Here is a 16,680-nt window from a genome sequence, read left to right as displayed (position 1 = left end):
CGCCCCGGACACCCTTGCCATTCGCTAACGGTTCCCATTGCCAAGCCCGTAGTGGACTTCCACCACCTAGCTGTCAGACATGCCGGGCACACTATGAAAAAACAGGAAGGGAGGCCCTTCCTGTTTGAACAATTATTTACTTGCAACATCTCGTCCTTTATAAGAACCACACGCTTTACATACGCGGTGTGAAAGCTTCATTTCTCCACATTCAGGACATTCTGTCATTCCAGGCACACGCAATTTGATATGCGTACGACGCTGTCTTTTTCTAGTCTTACTTGTTCTTCTAAATGGTACTGCCATGAGTCCCACCTCCTTGATGATCATCAATATCTGCTAATCCATACGGTTAGCTATTCTTGTCAAAAAACTTTTCCAGCTCTTTCAGCCGGGGATCAACCTTTTCTTTTTGAGGCTCATCCTTGGTCGTTAATTCCCAACCATTTCCGGATTCCGGAGCAGGTCCTTCTTTTTTGTCGCTGAAGACCCTCATTGGTTTTTCAAGCAAAATCCGCTCTTGAACATAAGGCATCAAATCGACCGTGTTATCCTTCAATTCATGAACGTCTTCATCTTCCTCGAAGGTGGCCCATTCATCCAGCTGAAATATTTCAGTGGCCTGCATGGAAAAAGGGTACTCTACATCATTTAATGTACGAGCACACGGTAAGGTCATAGAACCGCTGATATCCAGTTGGAATGTAACTGAATCATTGGCTATAAACGCCTCACCTTTCACTCTTACTGGAGTGATGTCACGAATTTCCCGGTCTATTTCTTTTACTTTACTTGCATCGACCGATTCGTCAATTTGCAGCCCTTTCTGTTTGAAGGCTAGCAATTGCTGTACCGACCATTTCATTTCTATTCACCTCAAGACAACAAATGTTATTATATCTTTCAAAAAAACGTTTGTCAAGATAATTCCTTTACATTTCAATTCGCAAACATTTATTTCAGGCTAGGATAAAAACCGCCTGTTAACCCATACGCACGGACCGTATTATTCATTTAACAGGGTATCTCTACCATACCATAAAAATATTTCAGTGCAAAAGATGAAAACCTATGCATAATATGTTACTTTCTTCTTAATAACTATTCGTGGAGAGAAGGTGCAGTGAGTGAACGTTTTAGGGCTGATTGTTGAATATAACCCTTTTCATAATGGCCACTTTTATCACTTGGAACAGTCAGTAAGAAAAACAAAAGCAGATATTACCGTGGCTGTCATGAGCGGAGATTTTTTACAACGCGGAGAGCCTGCGTTAGTAAGTAAATGGAACAGGACGAGAATGGCGTTAAAAGGCGGAGTAGATTTAGTGGTGGAACTCCCTTATATTTATGCGGCACAAAAAGCTGAAATTTTTGCTGATGGGGCAGTTTCCATATTGGACCAGCTTTCAGTTACAGATATTTGTTTCGGAAGTGAAAGCGGCGAGATAGAGGATTTCATTCAGGCTGTGGAATGGGAAGAACTAAATAAAAATAAACTGGATATTGAAATACAAAAACAATTAAAGTCAGGGAAAAGTTACCCAAGAGCTTTCTCAGACGCTTTTAAAGCTGTGAAAAACAGTGAAACGATTCTTGATTTAAAACAGCCAAATAACATTCTAGGGTTCCATTACATAAAATCCATTATAAATAACCACTCGTCCATACGTATGCATACCATTAAAAGAACCGGAGCTCATTACCACGACCAGGACATCAGCCACAGCCGGATTGCAAGCGCTACAGCTCTTAGAAAAGAGCTTCTCTTAAACAGGGCATCACCACGGGAAATTTCTGAATTTATTCCTCCCGGCACCTTGGAAGAATTAACAGAATACTCAGCTGATAACCGCAGCCTGCATTCATGGGATAATTACTATTCCTTTCTCCAGCACAAGATTATGTCAGACACCGAGGACGAACTGCGGGAGATTTATGAATGCGAAGAAGGATTGGAATACCGGCTTAAAAAGTGTATAGTCCATAGCTCCTCATTCGAAGATTTTTTAAGCCGTCTTAAAACGAAACGGTATACCAGGACAAGGCTGCAGCGGCTTCTCGTTCACATATATTTAAATTCTACAAAGAATTTTATGAAGCAGCCCCTCAGCCAACCGTTTCCCCCGTATGTCAGGGTCCTTGGAATGTCCCAAAAGGGACGCTCGCTGCTCTCCCATATTAAAAAGACTCTAAGTGTACCACTCATTACTAAAGCGAGCCAGAGTGAAGACCCGGTCTTAAAGAAAGACATCCTTGCCAGCAGGCTGCATGGCATGGTGCATCATTCATCCCGCAATTCGTTCATGGATGAATACAAGGCAGTACCTGTCCAGTATGACAGAGATCTTGATAAGTTCTTCACATAACTCATACAAGATCTTTTTAACATCTAAAAAACCTGCCCGGAATGGTTAAGATCCTGCAGGTTTTTTAGAAAACTATTATCCTTTTTATTTGATCCTGTTAAAGAGATTCGAGATAATTGAGCGCATCTTCAAAGTGAGAAACTGGAACAATCTCCATATCTGTACCTAATTGTTCAGCCGCTTCTACTGCAATTTGATAATTTGTTCCTTCAATTCCTTCTTCATCAGGCGCAAAAAAGATATCCGCTCCTGCTTCATGTGAGGCATATACTTTCTGTTTAATGCCGCCGATCCTGCCTACGTTTCCGTCTTCATCGATTGCCCCGCTCCCCGCAACTTCGAAGCCGTGAGTAATATCTTCCTCAATCAGCTGATTGTATATTTCAAGCGTAAACATAAGCCCGGCTGAAGGTCCGCCGATCTGGTCTGTATCAATTAACACCTCAGGGTTCTTGATTAATTCTCTGTCAGTTACAGGATTAGCTATTCCAATCCCTCCCCTTTCACCTTCAGGATCAATTTCTTCAGGAAAAGACTGCACTTCTATCGTTACAGTATCTGTTTCTTCCTCACGTTCATAGGTGATAGGGACCTCATCACCAATTTCGTACTCTCCCAATATATCAAAAAGGGTATTTACTTCCAGAACTTCTTCTCCATCAATAGCCACGATCTTATCGCCGACTTCCAGCTTACCTTCTGCATCCATATCAGGAATAATAGAAGTCACCAGCACGCCGTAGTTCTCAAAATAGGCTTCTTCTCCTGCATGATTGTAAGCCACCAGGACTGCCAGCTCCTGTGATCCGGTCATCATCATCATTTGTCTGTGGTGGTACTGTTCATCTGTTTCACCTTCCGGGCGGATCTGTTCTTCCGGTATTAATTCTCTTCTGTCACTGAATAACGACCATGTATAGTTAACTATATTGGCTTTCCCCATACGAATGGTCGTAAGCATAAAAGTACCCTCGTATTCGTTTCCGTCTTCAACTTCTATAACTTCCGTCAGTACTTTAGCTTCTCCGGGTACAGTAAAGTAATAAGGCAATTGAATAAAGTTAACAGCTATAAGAATTGCAAATAATACAACCCATTTCACCCAGGATTTATTATTCCGGTGTTGTCTGTCATTCATTTCCAGGTCCCCTCCACTTGTCGATAATTTGTTTGATAAGAGGCAGCGCTTTTTCAGCAGCTTTTTCCCCCTGATCTATAATTTCTTTCGCATTAGTAAATTGGGTTGCATTGTAATGCGATAAAATAGGACGAATCATAACATCTGCCTGGTTTTCACGGTACGCCATCATTTCCTTTTCCATAATATCCATACTTTGAATAATAACATCGTAAATAGAAGTAATTTCAGGTTCAGTATTAAAATAAGAGACGTCTACCGCTATCTTAATGTCTGCCCCCAGGCCTTCAAGCACTGCCACCGGAACACGGTCAATAACTCCTCCATCTACATATAAACGGTTATTAATCTTTTCAGGGACCAGAATGCCAGGAATAGCAATACTTGCTCTTACCGCATTTGCTATGTCTCCCTTTGTAAAAATTTTTTTTTCTCCGCTTAACAAATCAGTTGCAACTACTTGAACTTTAGGAGACAAGTCTTCCAGGTTTTTATTGTTTACCAGTATACGAATAACTTCCTTTGCTTTATCACCCTTAATAAAGCCCATTTTGGGAACAGTAAAGTCCAATATATATTTCCTGCGGAAATGTAAAGCAAGCTTTTCCATAGTACCGGGAGAATATCCGCTTCCATACAGGACACCTGCAAGGGCTCCCATACTGCTTCCGGAAATATAATCAACGTTAATTCCAGCTTCACTAAACACTTTGAGAACCCCGATATGGGCATATCCTCTCGAACCTCCGGAACCTAATGCTAATCCTATCTTCGGCTTTCCCACCCCATCCAACCCCTTTTACATAATCGTTATGATTACAGGTCTAAAATCAACTGTCTGAAAATATTTATTTAAGGACAAGTCATGATTAATTATTCCCTTACCAAGGAACCCTTTCGTCCACCTTCTTTATACAGCTTATTTTAAAGGAGCCTGTTCATGTCCCGTATTCAATTAATTAAAACATTTTTATACGGAATTAGTGCGACATTCTTAGCTGGATGTTTCATGGTCTTTCCAAAGGAAGCTTATGAAGCTTCGGTCCGAGGAATGACTGTCTGGTGGGAAGTAGTCTTTCCTTCCTTGCTGCCTTTTTTTATTTTATCTGAGTTTCTCATCCGTTTTGGCGTCGTTTCTTTCTTAGGCACCTTGTTTGAACCATTAATGAGGCCTTTATTTCGAGTTCCCGGATCAGGAGGGTTTGTATGGGCCATGGGCTTAGCCTCCGGCTTCCCTTCAGGAGCCAAGTTAACGGCCCGTCTGAGACAGGAAGGCCATGTAACACAAATAGAAGGGGAAAGGCTTGCCTCTTTCACGAATGCATCCAACCCATTATTTATATTCGGTGCGATAGCTGTAGGCTTTTTTCAAAATGCTTCAATCGGATTGCTTCTTGCTGCTGCCCACTACGGAGGAAATCTCATTGTAGGGCTCGTCATGCGGTTCCACGGCCGCAGCATTGAACAATCAAAGCCTGTTTCTGCAAGGTCTGTTTCTTTTACAGCCGCTCTTCGAAAAATGCATCATGACCGGCTTAATCAGCAAGAACCATTAGGAAAAATGATGGGCGATGCCATAAACTCTTCGATTCACACCTTATTAATGATTGGCGGATTTATGATTTTTTTCTCGGTCTTAAATCAAATTTTGGAAATCATTCGTTTTTCAGATGTGGTCAGCCTGATTATTTCCATACTTCTTGTCGGAATGCACATGCCTGACGCCCTCAGTCCCGGTATTATTGCAGGCCTTTTTGAAATAACTCTTGGAAGCCAGCGTATAAGCGGAGTCTCTGAAGCCACCTTATTACAGCAGGCAGTGATCACAAGTTTTATACTTGCCTTTAACGGATTCAGTGTCCAGGCTCAGGTAGCCAGCATTTTGTCTTCAACAGATATCCGCTTCATGCCCTTTTTTATTGCACGGTGCATCCATGCTGCCGTTTCAGCTGTGCTGGCTTTTGTTCTGTTCACTCCTTTATACACCGACAGAATCAGTGAAGCTTCTCTCCCCGTAAACAGTGAATTGGTAACTGATTATACCTTCCAGTTTATTTTTATCAAGATCTATGACTGGCTTATTCTATACGGAAGTCTGGTTACCTTGCTCAGTCTTTTGTTCTGGTTCTGTTACAATTTAAAAAAAGATTAGATTCTTTCCGAGAACTTTTTTCTTAATGCTTTCTCTACCGGAGGGGACACTAAGTCATTTACAGGGGCTCCGTATTTTGCTACTTCTTTTACAATACTGGAACTTAAATAAGAAAACTGATTGTTAGTCATCATAAAGAACGTCTCTACGTTTTCATCAAGCTTCCTGTTAATAGAAGCCATCTGCAGTTCATATTCAAAGTCCGAAACTGCCCGGAGCCCTTTTATAATAGCGTTTGCGTTTTTTTCTTTTACATAATCGATGAGAAGTCCGTTAAAGCTGTCCACTTCCACATTTTCAAGAGAGGAAGTAGATTCTTTAAGCAGTTCAATGCGTTCTTCGATTGTAAATAACGGATTTTTATGCTGATTGTTTAGTACCGATACGATGATGCGGTCAAATACCTTTGCTCCACGTGTAATAATATCCAGGTGACCCAGAGTTACCGGGTCAAAGCTTCCTGGAATAATAGCTGTACGGCTCATTCAGACCCCTCCTTGCGATTTGATTGAAATATAGTTATAACTGTATCTCCATATGTTTCTTCTCTTTGTTTGCTGAAATTTAAAAACGTACTTTCAAGAAATATTTTTGAAGAGTGCTCTGCCACGATAAATCCATCTTCCTGGAGTAACTCGTTTTCATCAATAAAAGCAAGCTCTTCATTCAATTTCTGTTTAGCATAAGGAGGATCCAGGAAAATAAATCGAAACTGGCTGCTTTTCTTTTTTAGTGCTTTTAAAGCCCTGTGGGCCTCAGTTCTAAAAACTTCAGCCCTGGCTTCCAGTCCTGCAGCTTTTATGTTAGTATAAACTGTTTCCACAGCTTTTCGTTCACGGTCTACAAACACTGCCTTTTCCATCCCCCGGCTGATGGCCTCTATTCCCATTGCGCCGCTTCCGGCATATAAATCAAGCATCATACCGCCTTTAAAATAAGGCCCTACCATATTAAATACAGCTTCTTTTACTTTATCAGAAGTAGGTCTGGTTGTTTTTCCCGGGACACTTTTCAGCACCAGCCCTTTGTTTTGGCCGCTAACTACTCTCATTCATCTTCACCTGTCTTTTCAACCGTCTTATCATAAGTATTTTAATCCTACCATAATCCATTATAAGTAAAAAATAAAACAAACTAATGTAATTTCTTTCTAAAACGTATAATCATAACCTATTCGACCATAATAAGAATAGCAGCATGACATGCTGCGGACAACCGCGGAGAAGACTTACGTTTCCCCATAAGTTCTTCCTCCGGTTTCTCCTCTCCCATAGCCTTTGCAGACAAATTGCTGTCTGCTTTAGGGCAGCCTGTAGTTTCGCACATTAACTACAGGTTTTTTTTTGGCCAAATGACCGTAATAAGTATACATTTCTTTAATTATTTTCTGTGATGTAAGGCTTCACCAGGAGTGAACGGGCGAAATAGAGTTTTTCAATTTTACTAAAGCAAAAAGAAAGACCTCCAGGAATATTCCGGAGGTTAGATTCCCATTTTATAATCATCCTTCTTCTCCTTATCAGGAATAGAATTCTGATATTCTGTCTTAATCCAAGGCCTCATGGACATAGAAACATCTTTTACAAAATTTAAAGACCTTAATTTATTAATCGTTTCGTCCACTCGCTCTTCATCACAATATAAGATCACATATTTCATCTTTTTTGAAACATAATGGACATTACCGAATCTTTTCAGCTGTTTCACTTGTTTCAGTGAATAAATCCAAACGGCTAATCCTACACGGTTGGCTACCATACGTACAATATCTCCTTTACTGGATTATAGATAGTAAACAGATCAGCCGCATCCGCAGCTTCCACCTGAACCGCAGCCTCCGCTGCATCCAGCCTGATCAAAAAACGGATTCCCTGTCGGCACCTTAATTTCTTGTGAGACTGAATGGGCGAGAATCTGGCTAACTTCATTAAGAAGGTTTTCCAGTTCCTTTTCTGCTGTTTTATAGTCAGAAATAAGAGGGTGGGTGTCTATTTTCCGTTTATATTCCCGGACTTCGGAAGTCACATTATGAAAATCCGGATGGTATTTTCCAAATCGCTGAACTTCATCATACTTCTCTTTCAATCCTTGAAAATGGACAAGCATTTCCTGAGCCTCAGCGTTAGCCTGCACTTTCTTTTTTGTCTTGGTGTATCTATAGAAAATATCTGATGATATTATTAAGTCACTGAATTGGGATGTTTCCTGGAGTAAATTAATATCTGTCATAGTTGTTACCATCTTTAGCACCTCCGTTGCCTAAGTATAACATGAAATAAACTCTCCTGCTAAACACGGAATAAAACAGGTGAGAAGAGTTATGGCTCTTTCACCTGTTTCATCATTTCAATCATCATCATAGCCAGGTTCATGTTTCTTTGAATCTGTTCCACCCTTTGAGGAAATGTCTTTCCATAGTAAACGTTCGATTCTTTTATCATTTCCGGCAATCTTTCCGGCTCTCTTCCCAGCCTCCTGTACCATACAGGATGGGTTCTTAAATACTTATGAATTTGAGGGTTGGCTTTTACGTAATCATAGACATCTGTTCTCAAACTGTTTCTCCTCCCTGCAGGTTAATTCCTAATCTTCCCTAAAGGAAAAGGGAGAATGATTGTCCGGGCCTGAAGGCGGTGAAGGATTTTGCTGCTGTTTAAACTGCGAAATTAACTCCTGAATGGAACCGACTACTGTGCTGAATTGCGAGAGATGATGCTGAATATCGTTTAAATTCATTTTCTTAAGCATATTAAGCACATCCATTTCACTTTCAGGCGAATTTTCATCAGTGTTATCAGAGTCTTTCTCTTTTTCTGAGTCTTCGTTATTTTTGTAAGTACTCCATATTTCATCTTCTTCTCCAAATAACATCCATTCTTCGAATAAATCCTGCAGCTTCTTCTCGCCGGATTTAACATCCCTTAATACATGCGGGTTTTCTCTAACAAACGTCTTAAATTTTTTCACGTCAGGGTGCAGACTTTGGCTCACATTGTCCACCTCTCTCCTAGAACATACTTTACTACATCATAATATGGTCAAAGAGAGATGTGCGCCTATTTTTAATATTTAATGGCTGCCTTCGTGCATTTCCTGACTAGCGCGGAGTAATAAAGTTCTGAGTATAAAATGTCTGGTGAACCCCAACTCCTAAATGGGTAAAATCATCATTTAATAAATTTACCCGGTGCCCCTCGCTGTTTAACCAACCTTGGACTGCACCTATAGCATCCGTATACTGGGCTGCAATATTTTCTCCAGCTAAAGAATAGGCCACTTCATTGCTGTTGAGCCGGTCGCCTAATGAACCGGTTTCAGGCGACGTATGTGAGAAATATTCTTCTTCATACATCTCTTTACTGTGGCCATAAGCTGTTTCAGCTGCTCCTTCGTGCCAGCTCAGTAACGGCTTATCATGTTGTTTGCGGATAGTATTGCTCAGATCCAAAATTTGTTTTGCCTGGCCGCTTTCCCATTCCTCTGCTTCTTCACCTTCCAGTGTATTTTTTTCCGGAAGAGTTCCAGTATACGTAAGAGAATATGGACGGTGCATCAGCAGCACGTCTTTTGTCAAATATCTTACCGATGAGAGTTCCTCTTCCACAGTGTCAAAATAAAGCTGGGCCCAAATGTCTTCTTCTACATGGACAAGCGGTCTTGCGGAAAGCTCTTCTTCGGTTAATTCAAAAGTATACGAATTCAAACCTTCATTTATTGTGTGTTCAGTATCAAAATTGTAGTTGGAAGCTACCTCGTCGTAATGATCTCCAATTTCGTTCTTATGCCTTTTTAATCCTTGACTGTTAGTGAATACTGTGATGACTTCTTCAGAACCTGCTCCAAACTGGATATAGTTCTCTTCGCCGTGATAAATATACCAGTCGTATCCGTAAGGAGTAGGGTCGATGCGAACGGGCTCTCCCAATTCTTCAATCAGATCCTCCACATCTCTATTTATCCATTTGTAAAGAGCAATGTCAGATGTTTTTTGCACATTTATTTCGGTACTCGTGTCGTTTTCCATTATTTCATTGCTGTTTTCATTTTCTTCATTGGTTTCATTTTTTTCATTGGTTTCATTTTCTTCATCGGTCACGTTTTCAATAGTAATGTTTTCTCCATCAAGAACGACAAAAACAATAAAGGCAGAAAAAATAACCAGAAAAGAAAATGCAGAATATAAAAATCTCATGCTTGTCGTCCTCCTGCCAGTACTTTGTAGCTCAATCTTATTCTTTCAATAGTAATAAATATATGTCATTGGGGCAAGGAGGACGCATTAGAAACAAAAAAAGAGAGATTCTTTAAGAATCCCTCAGGCACATCGTTTTAATGGTGAAACTCTGGACGTTCTGAAATTTCACTGAGCGCTATAGCTGCTTCGTGCTCGGTAGACGTATGAACAGCTAAATCTCCTAATGAAACAATGCCAATTAAATTACTGCCTTCAACAACAGGTAAGCGTCTAATTTGATTTTCAGCCATTAATTTAGCCGCTTCGTGAACGTCCATGTCAGCAGAGGCTGTAAAGAGATGTTCACTCATAATTTCCTGTACTGAAGCTGAATCAGGCATCTTTTCAGCAATTCCGCGGACGACGATATCACGGTCGGTAATCATTCCTAATAACTTTCTTTCTTCGCAAATAGGAATAGCACCAACATGATGCTCTTTCATTTTTAAAGCAGCCTGATAAACATTGTCCATTGGTGAACACGTATCCACACTGTCGGTCATAATGTCTCTTAAAGTAGTCAAACTATTCATCCTCCCTTCAAAATTTACATCTTTTATCCTTCCCTATCCACAATAAAAATATTTATGAGCGTTTTAAATGACGTATCGTTGCAACGAAAGCAAATTCGTAATATCATAATAAAGAGTAACTAAAGAAGATTTTGAGGAGGTACCGGAATGAAATTTGAAGAAACAGGACTTGATGGAATTACTATTGAATTCCAGCCTTTAGAAGAAATTATGGAAGAAGCAGGGTTTCATTACCAATATGATTATGAACGTGTAACGTTCGACTATAAAATGGTGGACCAGGTTCATGATGATGTATACTATTTCCGTATTCCAGCTCATATTGAGGAAGGTGAAATTCCATCTCCTTACAGCACTGTGAAAATGATGAAGCCTTATGTCGGTAAACATTACTACCCGCACGGCGTTGAGTATGATGAGGAATTTCCTAAGCAGATTGTAGATAAATGCCAAAAGAAAATCGATTTAATTTTAGAAAAAGTGAAGGCTGAAGCTCTGTAAATTGTGTAATTTTACATAAGAGAATTTCACAAATATTTGCTTTCGATCCAGTCTGACCGGGTTTTAAAAACCTGACGATTTGTCGAAAGCTTTTTTTTACACTTTTAAAGGAGAGGGGGATTCATTTGACACCACAGTCTAAAAGAAAATATTTATACATAATCCTTGGGCTGATAGCAGCCGGCCTCTTCGTTTATTTTGTTCTTCCTGTTTCTCTGCCAATAATTCTGGCTCTAATAACTGCATTGTTTCTGACACCGGCAGTAAAAGCGCTCGTTAACCGGGGGAAGCTGTCACGAAACATCGCTGTTTTTATTGTGTTTATTGTTTTTCTGATGGTGATTGCATTAATCGGTTACTTTACTTTCACCCGCGCTTTAACACAGTTAAACCAGTTTGTAGAGAATCTTCCTTCTATTATTAATGAAATAAATATCGCCTGGATGAATGTGTTGGATAATTTACGTTTGCAATTTGACCAGTATTCACAGGATATAGTGGATGATATAGACAGAGCAGTAACAACACAGCTTCTGAATATGAGAGATACGCTGCAGGGAATAAACATTATTGGTTATGTGACAGGGGTTCTTGTCAGAATCCCTTCATATATTGTTTCTTTCCTAGTTTACCTCATTGCGCTGTATTTGTTTTTGCTCGATTTGCCACGTTTAAGAACAAAGATCTTCAGTTATATGTCAGAAGAAACAGCCGTAAAAGTAAGCTTTATGGCTTCAAGGCTTTCTTATGTTATTTTTGGCTTTTTTAAAGCACAATTTCTTGTAAGTATTATCATTTTTATCGTGACTTTTATCGGCCTTCTAATTATTGCGCCTGAGGTAGCTTTAATTATGTCCATTTTCATATGGCTGATTGATTTCATTCCGATTATTGGTTCAATAGCTGTATTAGCTCCATGGGCAGGTTATTATTTAATTGCCGGCGATGCCGCTATGGCTATTCAGCTGCTTGTGCTTGCTGCTGTGTTATTGACCATACGCCGGACAGTAGAACCAAAAGTCATGGGGCATCACATCGGATTATCACCTCTAGCCACCCTGATTTCGTTATATATCGGGTTAATGCTTTTCGGAGCCGTTGGATTTATACTTGGTCCTCTTGTTGTGATTTTGTTTTCCAGTGCCAAGGAAGCCGGCATAATAAAAATGAATTTCAAAATTTAAAAATTCTTTATGCCCAAAAAAAACAGACCTTCTCCGCGTATGGAAAGGTCTGTTTTTTATTTAAATTATCATCCTAAAATAGCACGAAACAAATGAGTGGTTTCACCCGGATCGTAAATAATATATAGGAGGAGATAGACAGCAATCCCCGTAGTAGCTGATATAAACCAGATAATAGAAGTGGTCGCACCTAATTTCCGGTGCAGCTTCAAATTATTTTTGTATCCTGTCACAAGCTGAATAATCCCTAACACAGCAGCTATAGTAGCCATAGTGATATGGAAAAGCAAAAAAATCTGATAATATGTCTCTACTTCTTCAGGTCCTCCAAAGCTTGTACTTCCTATAAAAAGTGTTTTAGATAAATAGGTCGCAAAAAATACGACGGCAAGTATCGCTGCCCAGAACATTACTTTTCTGTGTGCCTCTATGTTCCTTTTTGCAATATAATACCAGCCGACCGCCACAAAAATAGCACTTAGTGCAATAAAAACTGTACTTATAAAAGGTAAAAATGTTGCCATAACTTTCCCCTCTTTCTCTGTTCCCTCAACTCATTACATTACCTTACCTTACATTACATTAAATTATTTTACCATATTTATTCATCCGAGGTACAAAAGATCGAAAACCCGATAAAAAAAGTGCCCCCAATGAAATGGAGGCACTTTCCAACTAATATTTCACTTCCCCTATAAGGAACATTAACGCCCCAACAGTTAGAGCTGCCACAAATAATCCTGACCAAATCATGACATTGATCCATCCTGTTCCCTTCTCATTCATATGCATGAAAAAGTAAAGCTGCAAAACAACCTGAACACCAGCCAACATAAGAATAAAAGGAATAGCAAATCCATTAGGCACAGCATCACTGCCTATTGAAATAAACGCCATGGAGGTGATGAATATCATCAGAAGAAACGATATGAGCTGTGTACGTGTTTCATTTTTAAGTTTTCGCTCTGTATTTTTCGAAGGTGCCCCTTGTAAAGGTGCGCTTGGATCTTCATGGGAACTCATTTGATCAGCCTCCTATTCCTAGTAAATACACTACAGTAAAGATAAACACCCAAACGACATCGATAAAGTGCCAGTATAATACTGCAGTATAGAATTTAGGTGCATTTGTCAATGTTAAACCCGTGCTCTTATACCGGATTAACAGAACGGTTATCCAGGACACACCGAATGCGACGTGGGCACCGTGTGTTCCTACAAGTGTATAGAATGATGAAGCAAAAGCACTTGTAGTAAATCCGAGCCCGGCATGGTAATACTCGTAAAACTCGTAAATCTCAAAACCAAGGAAAGCTATACCAAGTGCTACGGTGGCCCACATCCACATTAGCAAGCCTTTATAGTTGCCCCGTTTCATGTTTATTACCGCAAACACACTGGTTAAACTGCTTGTTAATAAGATCATTGTCATAATGAATACTAAATCCAGATGGAACAAGTCGGCCGGCCCTGGACCGTCTACTACTCCACCGCGCAGACCGAGGTATGTCCCGAATAAGCTACCAAATAAAACTGTTTCTCCTCCAAGAAAGAACCAGAAGCCTAAATATTTATTACGGCCATCTAAAGTCGCCTTCTCCGGATTCGGAGGAAGGGTCTGCTTTTCTACCGCTTGATGATCAGCCATTATTTACCCTCCTCCTTATCTCGCTTAATAACGTCTACAGGTATATGATACCCGTGATCTTCTTTTATGGAACGTACAAACATTGCTCCAAAAGTAATTATAAATCCGCCAATAATTAACGGGAGCACGTGGTAAATAAATCCGAAACTCGCAACAATCAGTCCAGCTGAAATTGTGACAGGAAGTACTGTCGCATTCGGCATGTGAATCTCACCTAAAGGTTCTGCTGCTTTAATTTTTCCATCACCTTCATGTTTTTCATACCAGTAAGGATCAAGATCGCGGACTAATGGCGTCTGAGCAAAGTTATACTCCGGTACAGGCGTAGGCACTGTCCACTCAAGTGTACGACCATCCCATGGATCCTGAACATTATCACGGTTCTTCGTTGATGCAAAGATAGCAATCAGCAGAATAATAAAGGCTATAGACATAAGGAAAGCCCCAATTGTACTTATAAAGTTCATGGCATCCAGTCCCTGCCCAGGTAAGAAAGATGCTACCCGGCGCGGCATTCCCATAAGTCCAAGGAAGTGCTGCACAAAGAATGTCATATGGAAGCCGATAAGGAATAACCAGAAGAACCACTTACCGAGCGTTTCACTTAGCCTGTAACCGAACATTTTTGGCCACCAGTAAAATGCAGCGGCAAATAAACCGAACACCACCCCGCCTATAATTACATAATGGAAATGGGCTACTACGAAATACGTGTCGTGGAACTGATAGTTAGCTGCACTTGTTGCAAGCATAACCCCAGTAACCCCACCCATCACGAAAGATGGAATAAAGCCTAACGCAAACAGATTAGCTGTTGTAAACTGGATTCTTCCTCCCCATAAAGTAAGAAGCCAGTTAAATATTTTAATACCTGTCGGTACGGCAATAGCCATTGTTGCAACCGCGAAAATTGCGTTAGCTACCGGCCCCATGCCGACTGTAAACATGTGGTGAGCCCACACCATAAAGCCGAGAAAACCGATGATGAGCGTGGCAAAAACCATCGCTGAATAACCGAAAAGACGCTTTTTTGCAAAGGTCGGTATGACTTCAGAGAAAATACCAAAGGCTGGCAGAATTAAGATATAAACTTCCGGATGTCCGAAAATCCAGAAAAGATGCTGCCAGATAATAATGTTCCCGCCGAAATCTACAGCGAAATAAGTGGCACCGAACAACCTTTCAAGCATTAAAAGTAATAAACCGATTGTTAAAGCAGGAAAAGCGAACAAAATCAGCATGGAGGCAACGAAAGAGCTCCACGTGAATAATGGCATTCTCATCATACTCATGCCAGGAGCACGCATGTTAATAATAGTTACCAGGAAGTTAATCCCGCCGATCAGTGTCCCCAAACCACTGACCTGTAAACCTAATACGTAATAATCAAGTCCCTGTCCCGGCGAATTACTGGACAGTGGCACGTAAGCCGTCCACCCGGCATCCGGAGCACCGCCTGTAAATAAACTTACATAAAGTAATAATCCGCCAAAAAAGAACAGCCAGAAACCGAGCGCATTTAAAAATGGAAAAGCGACATCACGCGCGCCGATTTGCAACGGTATAATAAAGTTCATAAAACCAAATAGCAGAGGCATGGCCGCCAGAAATATCATTGTTGTACCATGCATTGTTAATAACTCATTAAATGTCTGGGCCTGAACAATAGCCATATCAGGAAACATCAGCTGAATACGCATGAGTACAGCTTCTATTCCGCCTAAGGCAAAGAAGAATGCGCCGCCGGCAAGATATAAAATACCGACCTTCTTATGATCCACTGTAGTCAGCCAGTCCCAGACAACATTTTTAGACTGAGCCTTCGCATAAGACACGTTGTTTTACCCCCTTGTGTAACCTATTCTTCTAGTATTTTTAAGCTGTCTAGATATTCAAGTAGTGCATCCATTTCTTCAGCATTTATAGCTTCTTCGTTAAAACTCGGCATCTCATTGCCAGGCTTAAGATCCTGTGTATCCCTGAGCCACGCTTCAAGGTTATCCATATCGTAATCGAGATATCCGGCTATAACTTCCCTTTCGCCGAAGTTTGTTAAATCAGGTCCTATATTACCACCTTCATCTCCAACAGCGTGACAGCTGATACAGCTTTCTTCAAACACACCGCGGCCATCTACAGCTACTTGGCCTTCCGGTTCAGCCAAATGTGCCGGCGGCTCTGCCATATTAGTTGCCCACGTATCAAAAGTGTCAGGATCTACAGCAATCACTTTAAAGTCCATTAACCAGTGAGACGGGCCGCAAAGTTCGGTACATTTACCCATAAATACGCCTTCCTCCGGTGCTTCCAGCCACATTTCATTCGTAATGCCAGGGACGTTATCCTGTTTACCAGCTAACGCAGGCACCCAGAAAGAGTGCTGCACATCCGAAGATTGCAATTCAATCAGAATCCGGGTATCGGTCGGGATATACATATCCTGTCCCGCAACCACGTCGAGGTCCGGATACTCAAATTCCCACCAGAATTGATGAGCTGTTACTTCCACCCTCACATGGTCTATTTCCTCACCATCTTCCACACCGCCGTCTACACTCATATCAGCTAAAGTAAACGTATCCATAACATTCGGGATAGCGAGCATAAGCAGCAGGAGAATAGGAATTGTCGTCCAAATAATTTCCAGTGTGCGGTTACCGTGAACTTGCTTTGGAATATGTGTATCCCCCGGTCTTTCACGGAACCGGACGATAACAAAAATATAAATCGCAAACACGACAACCAGGACAAAAATCATAATATACAAGCTGAGCTGGATTAAAGAATACTGCATTTCCGCAACGGGACCCTGAGGATCCAGGGCAGATAAATTTTCAACACCGCATCCAGACAACAGCAAGATGAAAGATATTGGAAGCAGACGCCATATATACTTCATCTCGTCACAAACCCCTCTTTCTGTT

Annotated in this window: 22 protein-coding genes; 4 read left to right on the top strand and 18 right to left on the bottom strand. The window is 40.8% G+C overall.

The features are described 5' to 3' along the window. Positions 1-132 precede the first annotated feature (132 nt). Both rpmF and BMW59_RS19480 read right to left on the bottom strand, forming a co-directional pair. The gene (rpmF, locus tag BMW59_RS19485; RefSeq protein ID WP_093055668.1) at positions 133-306 is read right to left on the bottom strand and encodes a 50S ribosomal protein L32; all 174 of its coding nucleotides are present in this window, start codon (positions 304-306) and stop codon (positions 133-135) included. Positions 307-352: 46 nt separating this feature from the next. Beyond that, a complete protein-coding gene (locus tag BMW59_RS19480) occupies positions 353-865 on the bottom strand; it encodes a YceD family protein (protein ID WP_093055666.1) in 513 nt (170 codons plus the stop codon). 262 nt (positions 866-1,127) lie between these two features. On the opposite strand from BMW59_RS19480, the gene BMW59_RS19475 reads away from it, so the two are divergent. Further along, on the top strand, positions 1,128-2,366 hold the full coding sequence (locus tag BMW59_RS19475) for a nucleotidyltransferase (protein ID WP_093055664.1): 1,239 nt from the start codon (positions 1,128-1,130) through the stop codon (positions 2,364-2,366). A gap of 97 nt (positions 2,367-2,463) precedes the next feature. On the opposite strand, the gene BMW59_RS19470 is transcribed toward BMW59_RS19475, so the two are convergent. Then, positions 2,464-3,504 (bottom strand): SepM family pheromone-processing serine protease, encoded by a 1,041-nt coding sequence (locus BMW59_RS19470; protein WP_093055662.1) that lies wholly within the window; start codon positions 3,502-3,504, stop codon positions 2,464-2,466. After that, the gene (locus BMW59_RS19465) at positions 3,497-4,288 is read right to left on the bottom strand and encodes a patatin-like phospholipase family protein (protein ID WP_093055660.1); all 792 of its coding nucleotides are present in this window, start codon (positions 4,286-4,288) and stop codon (positions 3,497-3,499) included. Before BMW59_RS19465 ends, BMW59_RS19470 begins: the two co-directional genes overlap by 8 nt. A 156-nt stretch (positions 4,289-4,444) precedes the next feature. Here BMW59_RS19465 and ylbJ point away from each other — a divergent pair, with 156 nt between their 5' ends. Further along, positions 4,445-5,656 carry a sporulation integral membrane protein YlbJ gene (gene ylbJ, locus BMW59_RS19460; RefSeq protein ID WP_093055658.1) on the top strand — a complete coding sequence of 404 codons (1,212 nt, stop codon included), beginning with the start codon at positions 4,445-4,447 and terminating at the stop codon, positions 5,654-5,656. Here the strand turns inward: ylbJ and coaD are convergent. The 9 genes from coaD to BMW59_RS19420 form a co-directional block, all read right to left on the bottom strand. Continuing rightward, complete coding sequence (gene coaD, locus BMW59_RS19455; RefSeq protein WP_093055656.1) at positions 5,653-6,141, bottom strand: pantetheine-phosphate adenylyltransferase; 489 nt, start codon at positions 6,139-6,141, stop codon at positions 5,653-5,655. The two genes, ylbJ and coaD, sit on opposite strands and share 4 nt — an antisense overlap. After that, entirely contained in the window at positions 6,138-6,707 is a 570-nt protein-coding gene (rsmD, locus tag BMW59_RS19450; RefSeq protein ID WP_093055654.1) for a 16S rRNA (guanine(966)-N(2))-methyltransferase RsmD, read from the bottom strand. Before rsmD ends, coaD begins: the two co-directional genes overlap by 4 nt. Before the next feature lie 119 nt (positions 6,708-6,826). Further along, positions 6,827-6,982, bottom strand: coding sequence for a hypothetical protein (locus BMW59_RS21915; RefSeq protein WP_177174442.1), 156 nt, complete (start codon positions 6,980-6,982; stop codon positions 6,827-6,829). A gap of 156 nt (positions 6,983-7,138) precedes the next feature. After that, complete coding sequence (locus tag BMW59_RS19445) at positions 7,139-7,414, bottom strand: YlbG family protein (RefSeq protein ID WP_093055652.1); 276 nt, start codon at positions 7,412-7,414, stop codon at positions 7,139-7,141. 42 nt (positions 7,415-7,456) lie between these two features. Further along, positions 7,457-7,897, bottom strand: a complete 441-nt coding sequence (locus BMW59_RS19440; protein ID WP_093055650.1) for a YlbF/YmcA family competence regulator — start codon at positions 7,895-7,897, stop codon at positions 7,457-7,459. 77 nt (positions 7,898-7,974) lie between these two features. Next, entirely contained in the window at positions 7,975-8,211 is a 237-nt protein-coding gene (locus tag BMW59_RS19435; RefSeq protein ID WP_093055648.1) for a YlbE-like family protein, read from the bottom strand. Between the two features lie 28 nt (positions 8,212-8,239). Beyond that, positions 8,240-8,623: a YlbD family protein gene (locus BMW59_RS19430; protein WP_177174444.1), complete on the bottom strand. Its 384-nt coding sequence runs from the start codon at positions 8,621-8,623 to the stop codon at positions 8,240-8,242. Between the two features lie 130 nt (positions 8,624-8,753). Then, positions 8,754-9,848: a CAP domain-containing protein gene (locus BMW59_RS19425; RefSeq protein WP_093055644.1), complete on the bottom strand. Its 1,095-nt coding sequence runs from the start codon at positions 9,846-9,848 to the stop codon at positions 8,754-8,756. A gap of 137 nt (positions 9,849-9,985) precedes the next feature. After that, positions 9,986-10,414: a CBS domain-containing protein gene (locus tag BMW59_RS19420; RefSeq protein WP_093055642.1), complete on the bottom strand. Its 429-nt coding sequence runs from the start codon at positions 10,412-10,414 to the stop codon at positions 9,986-9,988. Positions 10,415-10,570: 156 nt separating this feature from the next. Here BMW59_RS19420 and BMW59_RS19415 point away from each other — a divergent pair, with 156 nt between their 5' ends. Next, a complete protein-coding gene (locus BMW59_RS19415; protein WP_093055640.1) occupies positions 10,571-10,924 on the top strand; it encodes a YugN family protein in 354 nt (117 codons plus the stop codon). Between the two features lie 125 nt (positions 10,925-11,049). Then, positions 11,050-12,108, top strand: a complete 1,059-nt coding sequence (gene ytvI / locus BMW59_RS19410; RefSeq protein WP_093055638.1) for a sporulation integral membrane protein YtvI — start codon at positions 11,050-11,052, stop codon at positions 12,106-12,108. A 68-nt stretch (positions 12,109-12,176) separates the two neighbouring features. Here the strand turns inward: ytvI and BMW59_RS19405 are convergent, their stop codons facing one another. The 5 genes from BMW59_RS19405 to coxB form a co-directional block, all read right to left on the bottom strand. Continuing rightward, on the bottom strand, positions 12,177-12,632 hold the full coding sequence (locus BMW59_RS19405; protein WP_093055636.1) for a DUF420 domain-containing protein: 456 nt from the start codon (positions 12,630-12,632) through the stop codon (positions 12,177-12,179). Between the two features lie 151 nt (positions 12,633-12,783). After that, positions 12,784-13,131, bottom strand: coding sequence for a cytochrome C oxidase subunit IV family protein (locus BMW59_RS19400; RefSeq protein WP_093055634.1), 348 nt, complete (start codon positions 13,129-13,131; stop codon positions 12,784-12,786). Positions 13,132-13,135: 4 nt separating this feature from the next. Continuing rightward, positions 13,136-13,756, bottom strand: a complete 621-nt coding sequence (locus BMW59_RS19395; protein ID WP_093055632.1) for a cytochrome (ubi)quinol oxidase subunit III — start codon at positions 13,754-13,756, stop codon at positions 13,136-13,138. Continuing rightward, a complete protein-coding gene (ctaD, locus tag BMW59_RS19390; protein WP_093055630.1) occupies positions 13,756-15,591 on the bottom strand; it encodes a cytochrome c oxidase subunit I in 1,836 nt (611 codons plus the stop codon). The genes BMW59_RS19395 and ctaD overlap by 1 nt, the downstream gene beginning before the upstream one ends. A 23-nt stretch (positions 15,592-15,614) precedes the next feature. Next, positions 15,615-16,655 carry a cytochrome c oxidase subunit II gene (coxB, locus tag BMW59_RS19385; protein ID WP_093055628.1) on the bottom strand — a complete coding sequence of 347 codons (1,041 nt, stop codon included), beginning with the start codon at positions 16,653-16,655 and terminating at the stop codon, positions 15,615-15,617. Positions 16,656-16,680: the final 25 nt, after the last annotated feature.

Source organism: Salipaludibacillus aurantiacus (assembly GCF_900111295.1).
In the GTDB taxonomy this organism is placed as follows: Bacteria; Bacillota; Bacilli; order Bacillales; family Salisediminibacteriaceae; genus Salipaludibacillus; species Salipaludibacillus aurantiacus.
This window is presented reverse-complemented; position numbering and strand designations above follow the sequence as displayed.

Excerpts from the sequence above, each read along its gene's own strand:
- rpmF (WP_093055668.1), bottom strand. The coding sequence starts at position 306 with ATGGCAGTACCATTTAGAAGAACAAGTAAGACTAGAAAAAGACAGCGT.
- BMW59_RS19480 (WP_093055666.1), bottom strand. The coding sequence starts at position 865 with ATGAAATGGTCGGTACAGCAATTGCTAGCCTTCAAACAGAAAGGGCTG.
- BMW59_RS19470 (WP_093055662.1), bottom strand. The coding sequence starts at position 3,504 with ATGAATGACAGACAACACCGGAATAATAAATCCTGGGTGAAATGGGTT.
- ylbJ (WP_093055658.1), top strand. The coding sequence starts at position 4,445 with ATGTCCCGTATTCAATTAATTAAAACATTTTTATACGGAATTAGTGCG.
- coaD (WP_093055656.1), bottom strand. The coding sequence starts at position 6,141 with ATGAGCCGTACAGCTATTATTCCAGGAAGCTTTGACCCGGTAACTCTG.
- rsmD (WP_093055654.1), bottom strand. The coding sequence starts at position 6,707 with ATGAGAGTAGTTAGCGGCCAAAACAAAGGGCTGGTGCTGAAAAGTGTC.
- BMW59_RS21915 (WP_177174442.1), bottom strand. The coding sequence starts at position 6,982 with ATGTGCGAAACTACAGGCTGCCCTAAAGCAGACAGCAATTTGTCTGCA.
- BMW59_RS19445 (WP_093055652.1), bottom strand. The coding sequence starts at position 7,414 with ATGGTAGCCAACCGTGTAGGATTAGCCGTTTGGATTTATTCACTGAAA.
- BMW59_RS19440 (WP_093055650.1), bottom strand. The coding sequence starts at position 7,897 with ATGGTAACAACTATGACAGATATTAATTTACTCCAGGAAACATCCCAA.
- BMW59_RS19425 (WP_093055644.1), bottom strand. The coding sequence starts at position 9,848 with ATGAGATTTTTATATTCTGCATTTTCTTTTCTGGTTATTTTTTCTGCC.
- BMW59_RS19415 (WP_093055640.1), top strand. The coding sequence starts at position 10,571 with ATGAAATTTGAAGAAACAGGACTTGATGGAATTACTATTGAATTCCAG.
- BMW59_RS19405 (WP_093055636.1), bottom strand. The coding sequence starts at position 12,632 with ATGGCAACATTTTTACCTTTTATAAGTACAGTTTTTATTGCACTAAGT.
- BMW59_RS19400 (WP_093055634.1), bottom strand. The coding sequence starts at position 13,131 with ATGAGTTCCCATGAAGATCCAAGCGCACCTTTACAAGGGGCACCTTCG.
- BMW59_RS19395 (WP_093055632.1), bottom strand. The coding sequence starts at position 13,756 with ATGGCTGATCATCAAGCGGTAGAAAAGCAGACCCTTCCTCCGAATCCG.
- coxB (WP_093055628.1), bottom strand. The coding sequence starts at position 16,655 with ATGAAGTATATATGGCGTCTGCTTCCAATATCTTTCATCTTGCTGTTG.